The sequence below is a fragment of the Rhizobium sp. 01T437 genome, assembly GCF_056398505.1.
Genome location: NZ_JBFTPM010000004.1, coordinates 250,144 through 270,531, shown reverse-complemented (window position 1 = coordinate 270,531; position 20,388 = coordinate 250,144). Strand labels below are relative to the sequence as shown.

Sequence of the window (20,388 nt, the reverse complement as noted above, 5' to 3'; positions counted from 1 at the left end):
GAGGACGACATGCTGCTGATCTATTGCCCTTACTGTCAGGAAGAGCGCTCCGAGCTCGAGTTCCGTGGTGCCGGTGACGCCCACATCGTTCGGCCGGCCAATATCGCCTCAATCTCTGACGAGCAGTTCGAGGAATATTTCTTCCTGCGCGACAATCCGAAAGGCCTGATCTTCGAGCGCTGGCGGCACATGCACGGTTGCGGGCGCTTCTTCAACGCGGCGCGTGATACCATCAGCGACAAGTTCATCATGACCTACAAGGCCGGCGAACCGAAGCCTGCTATCGGGACTGCGGCCGAGCCGCATGCGCCGGTCGAGACCTACGAAGCAGTTGAAGGAGAGGCCCAATGAGCGGCGCGAACCGTATTGCCGGCAAGGGCCGGCTGACGCCCGCCAAAACCGCGCGTTTCACCTTCGACGGCAACAGCTATACGGCGCTCGAAGGCGATACTGTTGCCTCGGCCTTGATTGCCCATGGTGTGCATCTTGTCGGCCGTTCGTTCAAATACCATCGCCCGCGTGGAATTCTTTCGGCGGGCGCCGAGGAGCCGAATGCGCTGATCGACGTCGCGCGCGACAGCGCCCGCAAGCAGCCGAATGTGCGGGCAACCGTGCAGGAAGTCTTCGACGGCATGATCGTGAAGTCGCAGAACCGGTGGCCGTCGCTCTCCTTCGATGTCGGCGCGGTCAACAACCTGTTCTCGCCCTTCTTCGCGGCGGGCTTCTACTACAAGACATTCATGTGGCCACGGGCCGCCTGGARGCGCGTATACGAGCCGATGATCCGCCGTGCTGCCGGTCTTGGCGTCGCTCCCACGGAAGACGATCCCGACCACTATGCCAGCCGTTATGCCCATTGCGACGTGCTGGTCGTCGGTGCCGGTATTGCCGGTCTTTCGGCGGCATTGGCTGCTGCGGAAGCCGGCGCAAAAATCATCCTCTGTGACGAGCAGGCGGAAGCCGGCGGCGCGTTGCGCTTCGATGCCGGCGTGAAAGTGGATGGGCTTGATGGTTACGCCTGGGTGCAGAAGACCCTTGCGCTGCTGAAAGCCATGGAGAACGTGGAGGTCCTGACCCGAACCACGGCCTTCGGCTATTACAACCATAATTTCATCGGCCTCGTCGAACGTGTCACGGATCATATCGCCCGCCCCGGCCGCGATCTGCCGCGCGAACGGCTGTGGCAGGTCCGCGCCAAGCGCGTCATCTTGGCGACCGGCGCCATCGAGCGGCATATGGTGTTTCCGAACAACGACCGGCCGGGCATCATGCTCGCTTCGGCCGGGCGGATGTATCTCAATCATTATGGCGTTGCGGTTGGCCAGAAGGTCGGCATCTACACCGCGCATGATTCGGCCTACGAGGTGGCCTTCGACCTGAAGAGGGCGGGTGTTTCGATCGCCGCGATTGTCGATAGTAGACAGGCGCCGGGTGCAGCAGTATTGGCCGAAGCCCGTACGCTCGGTATCGATGTGCTGACCGGCCAGTCGGTCGTCGATACGTCGGGTGCGCTGCGCATCTCGTCGATGACGGTCGCGCGCAATGGAGGCGGATCACCGCGCAAGATTGCCGTCGATGCGCTGCTGGTCTGCGCTGGATGGACACCCTCCGTCCATCTCTTCTCCCAGTCGCGGGGCAAGGTTGCCTTCGATGCCGAGACGCAGCGTTTCCTGCCCGGCACCTATGCGCAGGACTGCCTTTCCGTCGGTGCCTGCAATGGCACGGATGGTCTGCAGCAGACAGTCGAGGAATCGCTTGCCGCCGGCGAGCTGATGGCGCAGGCCGTCGGCAGACAGGCGGGCAGCAAGATCGGCATTTCCGTCGAGCAGGCTTTCGACTGGACGGGCGGCATGATTGGTGCTGCCGAAGGCGCCGGGCCGGAGACGAATGCCAAGGCGTTCATCGACTTCCAGCACGATGTATGCGCCAAGGACATCCGCCTTGCGGTGCGCGAGGGCATGCACTCGATCGAGCATATCAAGCGCTTCACGACGAACGGCATGGCCTCCGACCAGGGCAAGCTTTCCAACATGCATGGCCTGGCGATCGCCGCGGAAATGCTCGGCAAGGATATTCCGCAGGTCGGTCTTACCACTTTCCGCGCGCCCTACACGCCGGTGACTTACGGAGCGCTGATCGCACATTCGCGTGGGGCCTTGTTCGACCCGACGCGCAAGACGCCGCTGCATACCTGGGAAGAGGGCAAGGGGGCAGTCTTCGAAGATGTCGGCAACTGGAAGCGCGCCTGGTTTTATCCGCGCGCCGGCGAAACGATGCATCAGGCCGTTGCCCGCGAATGCCGCACGGCGCGCGAGGTTGCCGGTATCTTCGACGCTTCGACGCTCGGCAAGATCGAGATCGTCGGACCCGATGCTGCTGAATTCATGAACCTCTTGTACACCAATGCCTGGGACACGCTGAAACCAGGCAAATGCCGCTACGGCATCATGCTGCGCGAAGACGGCTTCGTTTATGACGACGGCGTCGTCGGTCGTCTCTCCGATGACCGTTTCCATGTGACGACCACGACCGGCGGGGCGCCGCGTGTTCTCAACCACATGGAAGACTATCTGCAGACGGAATTCCCGCATCTGAAGGTATGGCTGACATCGGTGACAGAGCAATGGGCCGTTATCGCCGTGCAGGGGCCGAAGGCGCGCGAGATCGTCGCGCCTCTGGTCGAAGGGCTCGATATTTCCAACGAGGCCTTCCCGCATATGAGTGTCGCCGAGTGTAAGGTGGCAGGTATTCCGGCACGTCTCTTCCGTGTCTCCTTTACGGGCGAGACGGGCTTTGAAATCAATGTGCCTGCCGACTATGGCCAGTCGGTGCTGGAGGCAGTCTGGGCCAATGCCGAGCCACTCGGCGCTTGTGTCTACGGCACCGAGACCATGCATGTGCTACGCGCCGAAAAGGGCTATATCATCGTAGGCCAGGATACGGATGGTACGGTGACGCCTGATGACGCCGGGCTTTCCTGGGCTGTCTCCAAGAAGAAGGCGGATTTTGTCGGCATTCGCGGCCTGAAGCGGCCCGATCTCGTCAAGGAAGGCCGCAAGCAGCTCGTCGGTCTTGCGACGAAGGATGCGAAGCTGGTGCTCGAAGAGGGCGCGCAGATTGTCGCCAACCCGAACCAGCCTAAGCCGATGACGATGCTCGGTCACGTGACATCGGCCTACTGGTCTGAAAATTGTGGCCGCTCGATTGCCTTTGCATTGGTTGAAGGTGGCCGCAATCTGGTGGGCGAAACGCTCTATGTGCCGATGCCGGACCGGACCATTCCGGTCGAGGTGACGGATCTGGTGTTCTTTGACAAGGAAGGAGGCCGTATCCATGGCTGAGGTCGCAAATCGCAAACCGGCTCTCTCCGGTCTCCTTGCCGGTTCGGCGACGGTACGCCTGACGGTGGCACCGGTCGCAAGCCGCCTTTCGCTGCGTGCGCCGGCTGAATCCGTATCGGCGCTCTCTTCCGCGCTGGGGCTGACTTTGCCGAAATCACCCAAGACCTCCGGCCGTGCCGGGGGGCGTTCGGCGCTCTGGCTCGGCCCGGACGAATGGCTCGTAATTGACGAGGCTGGTTCGGATCTTCCGGCGCTTCTTTCCGGCGCTGATGCCCTGCATTCGGCGGTCGATGTCTCCCACCGCAACGTCGGTATCATTGTTTCCGGCCCGGGTGCGGAGGCGACGCTGTCCGCCGGCTGCCCGCAGGACCTCTCTCTGGAAATTTTCCCGGTGGGCGCTTGCTCGCGAACGATCTTCGGCAAAGTCGAGATCGTGCTCTTCCGCACCGAGGAGGATACGTTCCGGGTGGAATGCTGGCGGTCGTTTTCGGAGTATGTCTTCGGGCTGCTCGCCGAAGGCGCCGAGGATGCAAGCCATTAAGGCCTGCAAAGGACCTTAAACGTCTTCCGGCCGGTCTTTCGGGTCGAACTGGATGATGGTGATCCAGCGGGTGGTCAGCGCCGGCTTCTTTTCGTTCTCGATTTCGATCGAGACATCATAGGTCGTCATCAGCATGCCGGCGCCGCGGAAGCGGGCGTCCGAGAGCACGAAGTGGCCGCGGATGCGGGTGCCGCTCTTGACCGGCGACATGAAGCGGACTTTGTCGAAGCCGTAATTGATGCCCATCGTCTGCTCGCGCACCTTGGGCAGGCAATTGTAATTCATCGTCGACAGCAGCGAGAGCGTCAGGAAGCCATGGGCGATGGTTCCGCCGAAGGGACTTTCGGCTGCTGCGCGAACAGGATCGACGTGAATGAACTGATGGTCGCCGGTTGCCTTGGCAAAGGCATCAATCATCTTCTGATCGACGAGGATCCAGTCAGACAATCCTGTTTCCGTGCCAACCAGCTCCCGGACATCCGAGAGCGAAATTTCCATGACCATGCATTCCTCGTAAAAAGCCGCAGCCGCAAGCCTTATCGCGCATTCGTGACGATTGCGATAACGATTCGCAGTGGCCGGTTTCGTGGATCAATTTTCCACGAAAAAGGCGACCGAACGTGGCTCAACGGTGGCGCGGCCGCCGACTTTCCGTGCGCCATCCGGCAAAAGCTGGCGCCAGTTTGCTTTGCTGGCTGAGGGAAGCGTGAAGAGTTGATGCTGTTCGGAGCGGTTGAAGAGCACGGCGAGGCGGGTCTCTTTGCGGCTGGAACGATCGCGCGTCGCAAGCACCATGCCGAGGGTGGAGAGCGAGGGCGTTTCCCATTCGCCTGTTGTCATCGGCTCGCCAGCGAGAGAAATCCACTCCACATCGCCGTTACCGGAAAAGAAGGCTAGTTCGGAGAAGACCGAGAAGCGGCGGCGAAGCGTGGCGACGAAGGCGGTGTGGGCGATCAGGTCTTCGTCCAGCAGCTTCCAGTCGACCCAGGTGATCTCGTTGTCCTGGCAATAGGCATTGTTGTTGCCGTGCTGCGTGCGGCCGCCCTCGTCGCCTGCCGTCAGCATCACGCTGCCGCGGCTTGCAAAGAGGGTGGAGATGAGCGCCATGACATCGGCCTTGCGGCGTTCCCGGATGACGGGATAGGCCGTTTCACCTTCGACGCCGTTGTTCCAGGAATGGTTCTCGTTGTGGCCGTCGCGGTTGTTCTCGCCGTTCGCCTCATTGTGCTTGCCGCTATAGGACACGAGGTCGATGAGCGTGAAGCCGTCATGTGCGGCGAGGAAATTGACGCTGCGGGTCTCTGTTCCGCCATTGGCTGAGAAGATGTTCGACGAGCCGGCCAGCACGGTTGCGAGCGAACCCGTCTTCCAGCCATCGCCACGCCAATAGCACCTGATGTCATCGCGGGCGCGGTCGTTCCATTCCAGGAAGGGTGCCGGGAAATTGCCGAGCTGATAGCCGCTTGGGCCGATATCCCAGGGTTCGGCGATCATGATGCGATCGGCGAGCAGGTCGTCGGCGAGGATCGCGGCCAGCGTGCCGTTACGGTCGAAGCCGTTTGCGGTGCGGCCGAGAACCGGAGCGAGGTCGAAACGGAAGCCGTCGATGCCGGCGTTGCGGACGAAATGGCGCAAGCTGTCGATAATGAGCCGCTGGACGTAGGGATGGTCGCAGGCAACCGTATTGCCGGTGCCGGTATCGTTGACGAGCACGGATGGCCGGTCCGCTACGTGGCGGTAGTAGCTGAGATTATCGATACCGCGCAGCGACAGCGTCGTGCCGTATCTGTCGCTTTCGCCCGTATGGTTGAAAACAAGGTCGAGGATGACCGCGATGCCTTCCTCATGCAGCTTCGCCACTGTTTCGCTGAGCTCTGCGATACCACCCGGCACGATACGCGGATCGAGTGCCATGAAGGCAACGGGATTGTAGCCCCAGCCATTCGTCAGGCCGAGCGGCGGCAGATGCCGCTCGTCGATCCAGGCGGTGATCGGCATTAGCTCAACGGCATCGACGCCGATGCGCTTCAGGTGAGCGATGACGGAGGGATGAGCAAGAGCGGCGACGGTGCCGCGCTGAGCTTCCGGCACGTCCGGATGCAGGATGGTGAAGGGCCTGACTGCCACCTCATAAATAAAGCCGCCCGGTTTGAAGAGCGGCTTTCGGCTTTTGAGGGGCGCGTCTTTGGTAACGATCGACTTCGGGATCAGGTGCTGCGTATCTTCACCGAAGATGCCGAGTCGCGGGTCGTAATGGAAAGGCCCATCGACCGCCTTGGCATAGGGATCGATCAACAGTTTCGAGGGGTCGAACCACAGGCCGTTATCCGGAGCGTAAATGCCGTCGGCGCGGTAGCCGTAGCGCGCGCCTTCCTTCAATCCATCGACGAAAAGACGGAAGACATGGCCGTTGTCGCGGGCCATGGGGAGCCTCGCATATTCCTTGCCGTCATCGTCGAAGAGGCAGAGATCGACCTGCGCTGCATGATGCGACCAGACAGCGAACTCCACGCCTGTTTCAAAGACGATGGCACCGCCCTGTGCGGAACTGTTGCCCCCCATATGCCCCCCGGGATCAGGTGATCACGGTCGGCTCGTTGCGTCCCGTGCGCTCACGAATGTTGGCGATGCTTTCGGCGGCCGCGATCAGATCGGCGAGCGCTTCCTGCGTTTCGATATTATGGCGAGTCGAATCCGGCTCATAGCGCTCGATATAGACGCGCAGGGTTGCGCCAGACGTGCCGGTGCCGGAAAGGCGGAAGACGACGCGAGAGCCGCCCTGGAAAAGGACGCGGATACCCTGATGTTCGCTGACCGACTTGTCGACCGGATCGTGATAGGCGAAGTCATCCGCCTTCTCGACGGTCAGGTCGCCGAAGGTCTTGCCGGGCAATGTGGAAAGCTGGCTGCGCAGATTGTCGACCACACCATTTGCAGCATCACTGTCGACGCCTTCATAGTCATGGCGGGAATAGTAGTTGCGGCCGTAAGTCTGCCAGTGCTGGGTAACGATTTCCTGCACGCTTTCGCCACGCACGGCAAGGACGTTCAGCCACAACAGCACGGCCCAGAGGCCATCCTTTTCGCGGACATGGTTGGATCCGGTACCAGCGCTTTCTTCACCGCAGATCGTCGCCATGCCTGCGTCGAGCAAGTTGCCGAAGAATTTCCATCCGGTCGGGGTCTCGTAGATGCCGATGCCGCGCTTTTCCGCCACACGGTCTGCCGCGCCCGATGTCGGCATGGAGCGGGCAATGCCGGCGAGGCCGCCGGAATAGCCGGGCGCCAAGTTGGCATTGGCGGCGAGGATTGCAAGGCTGTCGGACGGGGTGACGAAGATGCCGCGGCCGATGATGAGATTGCGGTCGCCGTCGCCGTCGGACGCAGCGCCGAAATCAGGCGCATCCTCACCCATCATCTCGTCATAGAGTTCCTTCGCATGAACGAGGTTCGGGTCGGGGTGATGGCCGCCGAAATCCGGGAGCGGCATGAAATTGCGAACGGAGCCGGAGGGCGCGCCGAGACGGTTCTCGAAGATTTCCTTGGCATAGGGGCCGGTAACAGCGCTCATGGCATCGAAGGCGATACGAAAGCCAAGGCTGATGAGATTGCGGATCGCGCCGAAGTCGAAGAGCTCTTCCATCAGCGCAGCATAGTCCTCAACCGGGTCGATGACCGAGAGGATCGTGCCACCGGGGAGTTCTTCCTTGCCGATGCGGTCGATATTGACGTCGGCGAAGTCGGCGATCTTGTAGCTCTCGATCGCCTTGGAGCGGGCAAAGATGGCGTCGGTGATCTTTTCCGGGGCCGGGCCGCCATTGTTGACATTGTACTTGATGCCGAAGTCTTCGGTCGGACCGCCGGGGTTATGGCTGGCCGAGAGGATGATGCCGCCGAAGGCCTTGTACTTGCGGATGATGTGAGAGGCTGCCGGCGTCGAAAGAATGCCGCCCTTGCCGACCATGACCTTGCCGAAGCCATTGGCGGCGGCCATCTTGATCGCCTTCTGGATGACTTCGCGGTTGTAGTAGCGTCCGTCGCCGCCGATGACCAAGCACTTGCCCTGGTAGCCTTCCAGCGAATCGAAGATCGACTGGATGAAGTTCTCCGCATAGTTCGGCTGCTGGAAGACGGGAACCTTCTTGCGCAGACCTGACGTGCCGGGTTTCTGGTCCTGATAGGGCGTGGTGGGAACGGACTTGATCATTTTAGTTCACATGCCTTTCGAGACGAGGCTTGAATACAGGGCAACATAACGTTCGGCGCTCTTCTCCCAAGAGACATCCGACTTCATGCCCTGCTTTTGCAATTGGGTCCAGACTTTTTGATCCGCGTAAAGGTGCATGGCGCGGCGCAGTGCCTGTAGCATGCTTTCTTCGTTTACAGGTGCGAATTGTATGCCTGTCGCCACCTTTGCCGCAAGTGCGGCATGATTGGCATCGATCACGGTATCGTTGAGACCGCCGGTGCGCGCCACGATCGGCACGCAGCCGTAACGCAGGCCATAGAGCTGGGTAAGACCGCAAGGCTCGAAGCGTGACGGGATGATGATTGCGTCGCAGCCGGCCTGCATGAGGTGCGACATCGGCTCGTTGTAACCGATGGAAACGCCGATTCGGCCGGGGTTGCGGTTGGCGGCGGCGAGCAGCGCACCTTCGAGGGCTGCCTCGCCGGATCCGAGCACGACGAGCTTGCCGCCGAGTGCGACGATCTTATCTGCAGTGCTTGCGACAAGATCCATGCCTTTTTGCCAGGTCAGCCGGCTGATGACGCAGAAGATCGGCGCGTCGTCATGGTCGAGATGGAAGAATTCCTCGATCGACCTGCGGTTCTCCAGACGGTTTTTCAGCGTCGTCGGGCCGTAATGCGTGTGGACGACCGGATCAGTCGCCGGGTTCCAGATGTCAGCATCGATGCCATTGACGATGCCATGCAGTACGTCGCGGCGGCTGGCGATGACGCCTTCGAGACCCATGCCGAATTCGGGAGTGAGGATCTCGTCGGCATAGGAGGGACTGACGGTGGTGATTGCCGAGGCAGTCTGCAGGCCGCCCTTCAGGAAACCGACGGTGCCGTAATATTCGATGCTTTCGGTGGCAAAGGCATGGGGCGGCAGACGCAGGCCGGGGAAGATATCGGCGCCGAACTGGCCCTGGAAGGCGATGTTGTGGATCGTCAGGATGCTCGGCAGTTCGGGCGTCGGATAATAGCGCATATAGACCGGCACCATGGCGGCCTGCCAGTCATGGGCATGCACGAGATCCGGTCGCCAGCCAGGTAACAGGCCCGCGGCGATTTCGGAACCAGCCAGCGAAAGGGCGCCAAAACGGCGCCAGTTATCCGGGTGATCCTTGCCGGTCGCATCGAGATAGGGACCACCCGGGCGATCGTAATAGGCGGGAGCGTCGAGTACGAGGATATCGAGACCCTGATGCTCTACCTCCAGCACCCTTGCCGGCTGTCCGAGCAAATCCGGAAATTCCAGCCGAACGACCGCGTTCTGCAGCATCCTCATGACGCTGGGATATCCGGGCATGAGGGTCTTGGTTTCGACGCCGAAGGATTTGAGGGCTATTGGCAGGGCGCCTGACACGTCGGCAAGGCCCCCTGTCTTGATCAATGGGAAGACTTCGGACGAAACCGAAAGAACTTTCATAAGTCAGATATCCAGCTTGTCGATCATCGGTTGCGTGATCAGGCAAATGCCGCTTTCGGTCCGTCTGAAGCGCCGCGCGTCGAGCTCCGGATCCTCGCCGACGACARGACCTTCCGGGATGACGACACCATGGTCGATCACAACATCTTTGAGCTGCGCGCGCCGGCCGATTTTCACGTTGGGCAGGATGACCGCTCCTTCCAGCTTGGAGAAGGAATTGGCTCGTACGCCGGTGAAGAGAAGGCTCCGGTTGAGGCTTGCGCCTGAGATAATGCAGTCGCCGGCGACGACGGACGAGGTTGCCGAACCGCGGCGGTCTTCGTCGTCATGGACGAATTTCGCCGGTGGGGTGATCTCGGCGTAGGTCCAGATCGGCCAGGACTTGTCATAGATATCGAGGGCCGGAACGATCGCTGTCAGGTCGATATTGGCCTGCCAGTAGGCGTCGATCGTACCAACGTCGCGCCAATAAGGTTCGTGTTCGAAATCCGAACGGACACAGGACTTGGCGAAACGATGGGCAACCGCCTTACCGTTCTTGACGATGTAGGGGATGATGTCCTTGCCAAAGTCGCGGCTCGAGGTCGGGTCAGCCGCATCACGGCGCAATAAATCGAGCAAGAACTTGGTGCGGAAGACGTAGATGCCCATGGAGGCAAGCGCGAAATCTGGCTTATCCGGAATACCAGGCGGATCGGCCGGCTTTTCGATGAAGGCGAAGATCTCGTCCTTGTCGTTGACATGCATGACGCCGAAACCGACAGCCTCCATGCGTGGCACTTCCAGGCAGCCGATTGTTACGTCTGCACCGGAATCGACATGCTGCTGGAGCATGTATTCGTAGTCCATCTTGTAGACATGGTCGCCGGCGAGGATGACCATGTATTCGACGCCGTAATCCTCGATGATATCGATATTCTGATAAACGGCATCGGCGGTGCCTTCATACCATTGCGTTTCGGAAACGCGCTGGGAGGCGGGCAGGATGTCGAAGCTCTCGTTCCGTTCCGGCCGGAAGAAGTTCCAGCCACGCTGCATGTGGCGGATCAGTGAATGTGCCTTGTACTGGGTGGCGACGCCGATACGGCGGATGCCGGAGTTCAAGGCATTGGATAATGCGAAGTCGATGATACGCGCCTTGCCGCCGAAATAGACGGCCGGTTTAGCGCGTCGGTCGGTCAGTTCCTTGAGGCGGCTTCCCCTACCGCCGGCGAGAACATAGGCCATTGCATCGCGGGCAAGTGGCTGAATGCGTCTTTCTACCATTTTCTCCTCCCACCAGTCACTAATTCTCAGGTTCAAGCATGATTGTCGCCAGCGGCGGCAGGGTTATCGAGCAGCTTATCTCGCCGCCGGCATCGACGGCCTGCACGCGCCCGCCATTGCCCTTTCCGCTGCCGCCATAGATGTCGGCATCGGTATTGAGGATCTCCCGCCAGCGCCCCGGCGAAGGCAGCCGGATCGAATAGTTCTCGCGATAGACAGGCGTGAAGTTCGTGATGACGGCAACCGGCTTCTGGCCGGGCGCCTTGCGCAGCCAGGCGAAGACCGAGTTCTCGTAATCATCTGCGATCAGCCATTCGAAGCCGTCGCCTTCGCAATCGCGCGCATGGAGCGCTGCCTTGCTGCGGTAGGTGAAGTTGAGGTCGCGCACCAGGCGGCGCATGCCCTCGTGCATACGATATTGGAGCAGGTTCCAGTCGAGCGATTTGTTTTCGCTCCATTCGGCCCATTGGGCAAATTCCTGCCCCATGAAGAGCAGCTTCTTGCCGGGATAGCCCCACATGAAGGCGTAGTAGGCGCGCAGATTGGCGAATTTCTGCCAATCGTCACCCGGCATCTTGGCGATCAGCGAACCCTTGCCATGCACGACTTCGTCATGGGAGAGCGGTAGGACGAAATTTTCGGAATAGGCGTAGAGCAGCCCGAAGGTCAGCTCATTGTGGTGATGCTTGCGGTACACGGGTTCGCGGCTCATGTAGCTCAGCGTGTCGTGCATGAAGCCCATGTTCCACTTGAAGCCGAAGCCGAGACCGCCCTCGTGGACCGGTTGGGAAACTTTCGGCCAGGATGTCGACTCCTCGGCGATGGTCATGACGCCGGGATGTTCACCATAGATGCGGGTATTGAGGTTTTGCAGGAAGCGGACGGCTTCGAGGTTCTCATTGCCTCCATATTCGTTCGGGATCCATTCGCCGTGCTTGCGCGAATAGTCGAGATAGAGCATCGAAGCGACGGCATCGACACGCAGGCCGTCGAGATGGAATTTCTCGGCCCAGTAGAGCGCGTTGTTGACGAGGTAGGATACGACTTCAGTACGGCCAAAGTTGTAGATCGCCGTATTCCAGTCCGGGTGGAAGCCCTTTCGCGGGTCGGCGTGCTCGTAAAGTGCCGTACCGTCGAACCAGCCAAGGCCGTGCTCGTCGGTCGGAAAATGCGCCGGCACCCAGTCGAGAATGACGCCGATGCCGACCTTGTGGCAGCCGTTGACGAAACGGGCAAAACCCTCCGGCTCGCCGAAGCGGGCGGTCGGGGCGTAAAGGCCGGTCGTCTGGTAACCCCAGGAGGGATCATAGGGGTGCTCGGTGATCGGCAGGAATTCGATATGGGTGAAGCCCATGTCGACGCAATAGGGGATGAGGCTCGAGGCAAGCTCATCCCAGGAAAGCATGGAGCCGTCCTGCCGGCGCTGCCAGGAGCCTGCATGAACCTCATAGATACTGATCGGCTGCCGGCGCTGGTCCGTTTCGCGCCAATGCTTCAGATGCGGCTCGTCCTGCCAGTCCTGTATAAGCTCGGCTGCGGTCACGGAGGCCGTCTTTGGGCGCAGTTCGCTGCGGCGGGCAAAGGGATCGGCCTTCAACGGCAGCAGAACGCCGTCATGACCGCGGATTTCGAATTTGTAGGGAACGCCGAGCGGCACGTCGGGAGCGAAGATTTCCCAGATCCCGCTGTCGGAACGGAAGCGCATGACATGACGCCGTCCGTCCCAGTTATTGAAATCGCCGACGACGGAAACGCGCTGGGCATTTGGTGCCCAGACGGCAAAGTGGATGCCGGTCGCGCCTTCATGCTTGATGCGGTGAGCGCCCATCTTGTCGAAGAGTCGCAGATGCGAACCCTGCCGGGCGTAATAATCGTCCATCGGGCCGAGTACGGGGCCGAAGCTGTATGGATCCGTCACTGCCCATTCGGCGTCGGCGCGCCGGGCGCGATAGCGCACCGGCTGGAATTTTGTGATCGAGACCTGGCCGCCGAAAATACCGTCAGGATGGAGTTGATGGAGATCGCCGATCGGCGTTCCATCCAGCGTCATTGCCGTGACAGCTTCGGCGCCCGGAAGGAAACACCTGGTGATGAAGGTCTCGCCGGCCTGGTGCACGCCCAGGACGGCAAAGGGATTGTCATGCGAGCCACTGAGGATTGCCGCGATTTCGCTTGCCGAAATTTCCCAGGGAAGCTTCACTTCAGGGGCGGCTTTCGGCGGCTTCATCAAGCTCTCCAGATCTCGTCTGCATATTGCCGGATTGTGCGGTCGGAAGAGAACCAGCCCATCCGCGCCGTGTTGTTGATCGTCTTCTCATACCAGGAGGACTGGTTGGTCCAGATCTGGTCGACTTCGCGCTGCGCGGCGGCATAGGCATCGAAATCGCCAGCGACCATGAACCAGTCATGGGAATATATGCCGTCGATGAGGCCGGTGTAGCGGTTGCGGTCGTCAGGAGAGAAGACGCCCGAGCTGATGGCGGCAAGCGCCTGTGCCAGCTCACGCGAACCTTCGATGATTGCACGAGGATTGTGGCCCTCGCTACGGATCTTGGCGACTTCATCTGCCTGCAGGCCGAAGATGACGATGTTGTCTTCGCCGACATTATCGCGCATTTCGACATTGGCGCCGTCGAGCGTGCCGATCGTCAGCGCGCCGTTCAGGCCGAACTTCATGTTGCCGGTGCCCGATGCTTCCATGCCGGCCGTGGAAATCTGCTCGGAGAGGTCTGCCGCCGGTACCATGACTTCCGCGAGCGAGACATTGTAGTTCGGCACGAAGACGACCTTCAGCAGGCCGCGGACCGACGGGTCATTGTTGATCGTGCGGGCGACATCGTTGATGAGCTTGATGATGAGCTTGGCGTTGTAATAGCTCGGCGCCGCCTTGCCGGCGAAGAGTTTTACACGCGGAACCCAATCCAGCTCCGGATGCGAGCGGATCTGATCGTACAGTGCGACGGCTTCGACGATGTTGAGGAGCTGGCGCTTGTATTCGTGGATGCGCTTGATCTGGATGTCGAACATGGCCGACGGATCGAGCTTCACGCCCATGCGGCTGGCGACGAGATTGGAAAGAGCCACTTTGTTGGCGCGCTTCACGGTTGCGAACTTCTGCTGGAAACTCGGGTCCGTTGCGAACTTGTCGAGTGCGCGCAGCTTCTCGGCGTCATCGAGGAATTCGTCGCCGATCGCTTCGCGCACCAGGCCGGTCAGACCGGGGTTGCACTGCTGCAGCCAGCGGCGGGGGGTGATGCCGTTGGTCTTGTTGTTGATGCGATCAGGATAGAGCTTGTGCAGGTCCGCAAAGACCGTGACCTTCATCAGGTCGGTGTGCAGAGCCGAGACGCCGTTGATCGAATGCGAGCCGACGAAGGCGAGGTTGCCCATGCGCACGCGACGGTCACCGCTTTCATCGATCAGCGAGAGCGAACGGATTTCGGTGTCGGAGAAATTCCGCGTCTTGCGGGCTTCGATCAGGATCTTGGCGTTGATCGCATAAATGATCTGCATGTGGCGCGGCAGCAGACGCTCGAAGAGCGGAACCGGCCAGCTTTCCAGCGCTTCGGGAAGAAGCGTGTGGTTGGTGTAGGAGAAGGTGCGGCGGGTGATATCCCAGGCCGTATCGAAATCCAGGCCATGCACGTCGCAGAGCAGACGCGTCAGTTCGGCGACGGAAACGGCCGGATGGGTGTCGTTGAGCTGGATCGCCACCTTGTCCGGCAGCGAGGTGAAGTCGTCATATTGCTGCAGGTGACGGCGCAGGATGTCCTGCAGCGAGGCGGAAGAGAAGAAATATTCCTGGCGCAGGCGCAACTCCTGGCCGGCAGGCGTTGCGTCGGCCGGATAGAGAACGCGGGTCAGGCTTTCAGCCCTGTTGCTCTCGCGTAGCGCGCCGATATGGTCGCCGGCGTTGAAGGCGTCGAGCAGGATCGGGTCGATCGGCTGTGCCGACCAGAGGCGCAGCGTATTGACGCGCTTGCCACGCCAGCCGACGACAGGTGTGTCGAAGGCGGCGGCAATGACGCGCTCGGCCGGCTTCCAGACGTATCGTGGCTGCTCGTCATGGCTGTTGATGACCTCGATAGAGCCACCGAAGCCGATTTCATAGGCGCTTTCGCGGCGTTCGAATTCCCAGGGGTTGCCGTGGGCAAGCCAGTTTTCCGGCAGCTCGACCTGCCAGCCGTCCGCCATCTGCTGGCGGAAGAGGCCGTGGACGTAGCGGATGCCGTAGCCATAAGCCGGAACATCGACAGTTGCCATCGACTCCATGAAACAGGCGGCAAGACGGCCGAGACCGCCGTTGCCGAGGGCGGCATCCGGTTCGAGGGCGGCAATGACGTTGATATCGACGCCGAGCGAAGCGAGCGCATCCCGAACCTCTTCCATCAGGTTGAGGTTGGACACGGCATCGCGCATCAGGCGGCCGATCAGGAATTCGAGAGACATGTAGTAGACGCGCTTGGCGCCTGTTTCATAAACCTTGCGGGTGGACTCCATCCACTTGTCGATGATGCGGTCACGCACCACGAGAATGGTTGCTGTCAGCCAGTCATGCGGCTTGGCGACCTTGGCATCCTTGCCAATGCGGTAGGTCAGACGCTCGATGATTTCCTCAGCGAGGATTTCTGGCCGGGAACTGCGCGGAGCTGGTGAGGGGATGATCGGCTTCGAAACAGTATTCATGTCAGGTCTCGCCAATTTTGATTTGGTTACAGTATCTTACGCCTGATTCAATCGATTTGTCGCTTACACCGACAGGGCAGTTTATGCACCGTTATCACGCACTTGCAACAAGGGAATTGGGCAAACGAAAAATTTGCGGAACCTTCATATTCGACAGGCCCAAGGGACTTGATTTCAATCGGTTTTCCCGATCTGATGGGCCGAATAAAGTTTAAACGAAAAGCCGCCCCGGTTTGTTCCGGAGCGGCTTTTTGCTGCATTGTAGTATGGCCTTTTAATTGGTTAGGCGTGTCACCTGGTTCGCTGCCTTGGCACCAATCGACTTGAAGGCATTCAGAAGCGCCGTCATATTCTCCGCCGCAAAATAGTGCGCGGAGGTCGTGGCGCAGTAGTTCAGCAAAGCTTTCCCGCCGGCGGGCGCCATGAGAGCGACCGTATAGACCTGAATCTTCTTGTCGCGGGCATCATCGCACAATTTTTTGGTTGTGGTGTCAGCTGAGGCTACGTTGTTGTCACCATCGGTCATGAAAACAATGTATTTGGTCGGCGTCTGTCCGGTCTTATCCTGATGCGCCTTGTCTTCCTTCGGGTCCACCAAGCTGTCATAGGCCTTCTTGAAGGCCGCGCTGGAATCAGTGCGGCCCGAGGCGGTCAGCGCGTTGACGTAGCTGACAACCTTGGAGGTGCCCCAATCGAGTGGCTGTGCGGTCTGCATCTTGTCGTTATAGGAAACAGAGCCCGTGCGAACGTAGGTGCTATCGGGATCGGCAGTATTGAGCTGGCCGGCCAAACTGGCAACGGCAAGCTTCAGCGCCTCGATCTTGGTGTAGTAGTTCGTGACTGTGCAGGTCTGTTTCACGTTCTTGTTGGTCTTGGGGTCGGTATAGCTGCAATCCTCGTCCCTCGTCGGCGTCGAGGCGTTGACTGTCGTGGTGTATTCAGCCATCGAGCCCGAGCGGTCGAGAACGAGATACATGGAGACCGACCCCTGGGTTTCCGAATGTCCACTAACGGTTGTGCCTGATGCGGCGATGTTCTGCGTTTTGAAACCGATTACCCGCATCATCGGATTCAAATTGATCGTGTAGTTCGGCGCTACGGTGACCTGGTATGAGACAGACTTGCCGGAGGTGGTTGTCGAGACGTTCACCGCGGTGCTGTTCTTGATGTCGGTCGTCGAAGGATCTGTGTCCTGAAGATAGTTCGCCATCTGGCCGGCGACGAAATCACGGGCAAAGGCCTGGGCATCGGCGGGCTGAATAGTCTTGTTTGCAAGCGCGGTCGCGGTTGCGAGCGCGGCCGCGTCGGCCGCTTCCTGCAGTTGTCGCTGCGAAAGCAGCATGTCTGTTACCTGAATGGAGACACCCGCGGCGCCGATAAGCACAGGCAGCAAGATGGCCGTCATGATACCGAAATTGCCGCCACGGTCGCGCCGCAGCCGATCAAAAAGCAAATGCAGGGTGTTCATCATGTCCACCGGTTCAAAGGAGCCCTATTTGGCTCTTGATGGACCAGATGACTTTAATGGGTGCTAAAGCCAGTCTCTAAAATTGCAGGCAACTGGCTGTTTTTTCCAATTTCGGGATTATTTGAGCGGAATTACGTCCACCGCCTGCACGGAACGCTGGCTGCCATAACTCTTGAGCACACCGATGACGGGAGCGACATCGGCGTAGTCGCGGCCATATGCGACGACGATATGGTCGGTTCCGGCAGGGATATTGTTGGTGGGATCGAGCTCGATCCAGCCGGCCGTTTCACCGCACCAGATGCGGACCCAGGCATGCATGGCGTCAGCCCCTTCCAGCCGTTCCTTGCCCGGCGGCGGGATTGTGCGCAGGAAACCGGAGACGTAGCCGGCGGGAATGCCGAGGCTGCGCAGCGCGAGGATCATGACATGAGTGAAGTCCTGGCAGACGCCACGCTTCAGTTTGAAGGACTCCAGCGGTGTCGTGTCGACGGTCGTCGCTTCCGGATCGTAGGTAAAATCCTTGTTGATGCGGGCGCAAAGCGCATAAGCAATCTGCATGACGGTCAGCGACGGCTGGACACAGGTCTTTGCGTATTCGCTGATCGCCTTGGTTTCGGTCAGGCGCGGACTGTCGCCAAGGAAATGGTGGGGCGATTCTGAATCGAGCGACCAGATTCCGGCGACTTCCTCCGGCAGGTCGGCCAGCAACGGCGAGAAGTCTGCCGACATGACCTGGCTTTCGACCTGCACGCGGGCCTGCATGCGGATATCGAGCGTTTCATGCGGCGAGCGCAGCAGGAAGGACGTTGCCGGATGCTGGAAGAAATCGACGAAATGCGACTGTTCGTCCGGCTGCGGCAAAATGCTGATCGAGCCTGCGACAAGCCGTTGGCGGTTCGCCAGCGAGAGCGGCATCAGACGCATGATATGGCGCGCGCCTGACGCAGGCGTGTCGTAGGCATAGCCCATGTGCAGGGTGAGATCGTAGAGCACGGCCGTCATCCGAGATAGGTCTGCGCCAAGAGGTCGGAGAGGTGTTCCAGTTCGCGCTCCAGCCGGTGATAGACATCGCCGCTCATCGTCTCTGGCGTCATGACGGCGAGGCCGGAATGCAGGCGCATCGCCTCGCGGTAGAAGGGCGACATCTGGCCGTTGATGAAGGCGTTCGGAAGTTGCTCGACCTCGCGGTGGATCTCGTTCATCTGGAAGAGCACCGAGCGCGGGTTCAGTGGATCGAGCGCCAGAAGATCGGTCACCGTCAGCGGCGCCGTATTGACGTTGTAGCGGCGGCGGTGGGTCATGACGCTGTCGCCGATTTCGAGCAGCATGTCGAGCGCACCGTCAGGCGCTTCCGGGCCGGACATATGGCCGAGAAGCCGCGTCATGTGCAGGCCGCGTTCAATGTATCGGCCGAGCGAGAGGAAGCGCCAGCCGGTGAAACGATACATGTTTTCATGGACGAGACCGGCGAAGCCCGCGAGCTTGCGCAGCAGGATGGTCATTGCATGGCTTGCGTCGTCGCCGGCGGTGATGGTCGAGTGGAAGCGGCGGGCGGTCTTGGCGAGGTCGTTCAGGGCCAGCCATCCATCCGGCGAGAAGCGGTCGCGGATGTTGCTTGCCGAATAGACGGCGCTCTCAATATTGCGCAGCAGCGATTCCGGCACCGGTTCGGCGGTGTCGATATCGACGGCGGCAAGATATTCAGTGACGTCAGCGAGCAGCGGCTGGTTCGGGTCGGCCGCCTCGGCGTAACGCGCATGCCAGGCGCGCAGGATGCGCAGTGCCCCTTCGGCGCGTTCAATATAGCGGCCCAGCCAGAAGAGGTTATCGGCCGCGCGGCTTGGCAGGCTGCCCGGCATGTTGCGGGTGAAGCTGCCCTCGGCGGGCAGGAGAGTGTGGCGCTCGACCGGCTTGTCGCTGACGATCCAGACATCGGCCGCCGCGCCACCGGATTGCATGGCGATGGCGGCGACATCGTCTCCCGAGCCGATGCGGGCAAAGCCGCCGGGCATGATCTGCCAGCCGTTAGCGGTACGGGCGGCGAACACGCGCAGCGACATCGGTCGTGGCGTCAGCTTGCCGTTGACCCAGGCGGGTGTGGTCGAGAGGGTGACGACTTCCTGACCGACGAGCTTTGCGCCGTCGCTTGTCAGCCAGTCTGCAATCGAGTTCTTCGCGGTGGCGCGTAGCGACGAGCCGAGGACGGATTCGCCGCTGTCATCAAAGAAGGGCGCGCGGGAATAGGCCGGGCCGATCACCATCTTTTCGATATTGGCAGCCACGTGGTCACGCTCGTCCTTCTGGCCGCACCACCATGTGGCGATGGACGGCAGGCGCAGATCTTCGCCCAGCAGCTGGCGACAGACGGCGGGCATGAAGGCGAGCAGGGCGCGCGTTTCCAAAACGCCGGTGCCGAGTGCATTGACGATGGTCACCGTTTCGGCGCGTAGCGACTCCACAAGGCCGGGGGTGCCGATATGCGAATTCTGGTTCAGCTCAAGCGGATCGGCATAGGCGGAATCGAGACGCCGCCACAGCACGCCGATCGGCTTCAGGCCGGCGACGGTGCGCACCATGATGCGGCCGTTGACGACAGTCAGGTCCTCGCCTTCCAGCAGCATGAAGCCGAGGTAGCGGGCAATATAAGCGTGTTCGTAGTAGGTTTCGTTTGCCGGGCCGGGCGTCAGAACCGCGATGCGGTCGTCGCCCGAATGTTTCATCGTCTGCAGTGCATCGCGGAAGGCGCCGAAGAAGGAAGCGAGGCGATGAACCGGCGTTTCGGCGTAGATATCGGAAAAGGCGCGGGTGGTCGCCACGCGGTTTTCCAGCGCAAAGCCTGCGCCGGAGGGGGCCTGCGTGCGGTCGGCAAGTACCCACCAATTGCCGTCAGGGCCACGGCCGATCTCGAAGGCGCAGAAATGCAGGTAGTGCCCGGTTGCCGGTTTTACGCCAACAAGAGGTCGCTGGAATTCCGGATTGGCAGCAATGAGGGCGGGCGGAACGATGCCCTCCTCAATGAGCTTGTTGTCGCCGTAGATGTCGGCAACCATCGCTTCGAGGAGATTGGCGCGTTGCACGAGGCCTGCCGAAAGAGCCTGCCATTCACGTTCGTCGATCAGCACTGGAATGTGGGAGAGCGGCCAGGCACGCTCGCCGCTGCCCTTGGCGCCGTAAGCCCGGTAAAAGACGCCGGCGTCGCGCAGATAGCGGTCGGCGCGGGCGAACCGCTCGGCCAGATCCTTTTCCGGCATGACGTTCAGATGGGCGAGGAAGCGCTGCCAGACCGGGCGGATCGTGCCCTTATTGTCCACCATCTCGTCGGCGATGCCGGGCAAGGGCTCATAGTCGAAGACCGCATCCGCGCCGGCGCGTTCTTCGATTTCGTCCCTCAGTTCCAGTGCAGGCTTCTTGCCCATCAGACCCAGTT

Annotated in this window: 13 protein-coding genes; 3 read left to right on the top strand and 10 right to left on the bottom strand. The window is 60.6% G+C overall.

Annotated features, from left to right (window positions below; all coding sequences use genetic code 11):
* Positions 1 to 9: 9 nt before the first annotated feature.
* The 3 genes from AC1DM5_RS09875 to AC1DM5_RS09865 are packed head-to-tail and all read left to right on the top strand — an operon-like array spanning position 10 to position 3,882.
* Positions 10 to 351, top strand: a complete 342-nt coding sequence (locus AC1DM5_RS09875) for a sarcosine oxidase subunit delta (protein ID WP_007817381.1) — start codon at positions 10 to 12, stop codon at positions 349 to 351.
* Positions 348 to 3,341 (top strand): sarcosine oxidase subunit alpha, encoded by a 2,994-nt coding sequence (locus AC1DM5_RS09870; protein ID WP_477974948.1) that lies wholly within the window; start codon positions 348 to 350, stop codon positions 3,339 to 3,341. Before AC1DM5_RS09875 ends, AC1DM5_RS09870 begins: the two co-directional genes overlap by 4 nt.
* Positions 3,334 to 3,882, top strand: coding sequence for a sarcosine oxidase subunit gamma (locus tag AC1DM5_RS09865; RefSeq protein WP_477818213.1), 549 nt, complete (start codon positions 3,334 to 3,336; stop codon positions 3,880 to 3,882). The genes AC1DM5_RS09870 and AC1DM5_RS09865 overlap by 8 nt, the downstream gene beginning before the upstream one ends.
* 15 nt (positions 3,883 to 3,897) lie before the next feature.
* On the opposite strand, the gene AC1DM5_RS09860 is transcribed toward AC1DM5_RS09865, so the two are convergent.
* From AC1DM5_RS09860 to AC1DM5_RS09815, 10 genes are all read right to left on the bottom strand, one after another.
* Positions 3,898 to 4,386: a MaoC family dehydratase gene (locus AC1DM5_RS09860; protein ID WP_477818214.1), complete on the bottom strand. Its 489-nt coding sequence runs from the start codon at positions 4,384 to 4,386 to the stop codon at positions 3,898 to 3,900.
* Positions 4,387 to 4,473: 87 nt separating this feature from the next.
* A complete protein-coding gene (gene glgX / locus AC1DM5_RS09855; protein WP_477818215.1) occupies positions 4,474 to 6,444 on the bottom strand; it encodes a glycogen debranching protein GlgX in 1,971 nt (656 codons plus the stop codon).
* Between the two features lie 13 nt (positions 6,445 to 6,457).
* Positions 6,458 to 8,089, bottom strand: a complete 1,632-nt coding sequence (locus AC1DM5_RS09850; protein ID WP_477818216.1) for an alpha-D-glucose phosphate-specific phosphoglucomutase — start codon at positions 8,087 to 8,089, stop codon at positions 6,458 to 6,460.
* A 6-nt stretch (positions 8,090 to 8,095) separates the two neighbouring features.
* Complete coding sequence (gene glgA, locus AC1DM5_RS09845) at positions 8,096 to 9,538, bottom strand: glycogen synthase GlgA (protein ID WP_477818217.1); 1,443 nt, start codon at positions 9,536 to 9,538, stop codon at positions 8,096 to 8,098.
* Between the two features lie 3 nt (positions 9,539 to 9,541).
* Entirely contained in the window at positions 9,542 to 10,804 is a 1,263-nt protein-coding gene (glgC, locus tag AC1DM5_RS09840) for a glucose-1-phosphate adenylyltransferase (RefSeq protein ID WP_477974946.1), read from the bottom strand.
* A 19-nt stretch (positions 10,805 to 10,823) separates the two neighbouring features.
* Complete coding sequence (gene glgB, locus AC1DM5_RS09835) at positions 10,824 to 13,031, bottom strand: 1,4-alpha-glucan branching protein GlgB (RefSeq protein WP_477818219.1); 2,208 nt, start codon at positions 13,029 to 13,031, stop codon at positions 10,824 to 10,826.
* Positions 13,031 to 15,490: a glycogen/starch/alpha-glucan phosphorylase gene (locus AC1DM5_RS09830; protein ID WP_477818220.1), complete on the bottom strand. Its 2,460-nt coding sequence runs from the start codon at positions 15,488 to 15,490 to the stop codon at positions 13,031 to 13,033. Before AC1DM5_RS09830 ends, glgB begins: the two co-directional genes overlap by 1 nt.
* Before the next feature lie 274 nt (positions 15,491 to 15,764).
* Positions 15,765 to 16,958, bottom strand: coding sequence for a VWA domain-containing protein (locus AC1DM5_RS09825; RefSeq protein ID WP_477818221.1), 1,194 nt, complete (start codon positions 16,956 to 16,958; stop codon positions 15,765 to 15,767).
* 117 nt (positions 16,959 to 17,075) lie between these two features.
* A complete protein-coding gene (locus AC1DM5_RS09820) occupies positions 17,076 to 17,963 on the bottom strand; it encodes a transglutaminase family protein (protein WP_477818222.1) in 888 nt (295 codons plus the stop codon).
* On the bottom strand, positions 17,960 to 20,377 hold the full coding sequence (locus AC1DM5_RS09815) for a circularly permuted type 2 ATP-grasp protein (RefSeq protein WP_477818223.1): 2,418 nt from the start codon (positions 20,375 to 20,377) through the stop codon (positions 17,960 to 17,962). Before AC1DM5_RS09815 ends, AC1DM5_RS09820 begins: the two co-directional genes overlap by 4 nt.
* Between the last annotated feature and the right edge of the window lie 11 nt (positions 20,378 to 20,388).

Excerpts from the sequence above, each read along its gene's own strand:
- AC1DM5_RS09820 (WP_477818222.1), bottom strand. The coding sequence starts at position 17,963 with ATGACGGCCGTGCTCTACGATCTCACCCTGCACATGGGCTATGCCTAC.
- AC1DM5_RS09850 (WP_477818216.1), bottom strand. The coding sequence starts at position 8,089 with ATGATCAAGTCCGTTCCCACCACGCCCTATCAGGACCAGAAACCCGGC.
- AC1DM5_RS09825 (WP_477818221.1), bottom strand. The coding sequence starts at position 16,958 with ATGAACACCCTGCATTTGCTTTTTGATCGGCTGCGGCGCGACCGTGGC.
- AC1DM5_RS09830 (WP_477818220.1), bottom strand. The coding sequence starts at position 15,490 with ATGAATACTGTTTCGAAGCCGATCATCCCCTCACCAGCTCCGCGCAGT.
- glgX (WP_477818215.1), bottom strand. The coding sequence starts at position 6,444 with ATGGGGGGCAACAGTTCCGCACAGGGCGGTGCCATCGTCTTTGAAACA.
- glgB (WP_477818219.1), bottom strand. The coding sequence starts at position 13,031 with ATGAAGCCGCCGAAAGCCGCCCCTGAAGTGAAGCTTCCCTGGGAAATT.
- AC1DM5_RS09875 (WP_007817381.1), top strand. The coding sequence starts at position 10 with ATGCTGCTGATCTATTGCCCTTACTGTCAGGAAGAGCGCTCCGAGCTC.
- glgA (WP_477818217.1), bottom strand. The coding sequence starts at position 9,538 with ATGAAAGTTCTTTCGGTTTCGTCCGAAGTCTTCCCATTGATCAAGACA.
- AC1DM5_RS09815 (WP_477818223.1), bottom strand. The coding sequence starts at position 20,377 with ATGGGCAAGAAGCCTGCACTGGAACTGAGGGACGAAATCGAAGAACGC.
- AC1DM5_RS09865 (WP_477818213.1), top strand. The coding sequence starts at position 3,334 with ATGGCTGAGGTCGCAAATCGCAAACCGGCTCTCTCCGGTCTCCTTGCC.
- AC1DM5_RS09860 (WP_477818214.1), bottom strand. The coding sequence starts at position 4,386 with ATGGTCATGGAAATTTCGCTCTCGGATGTCCGGGAGCTGGTTGGCACG.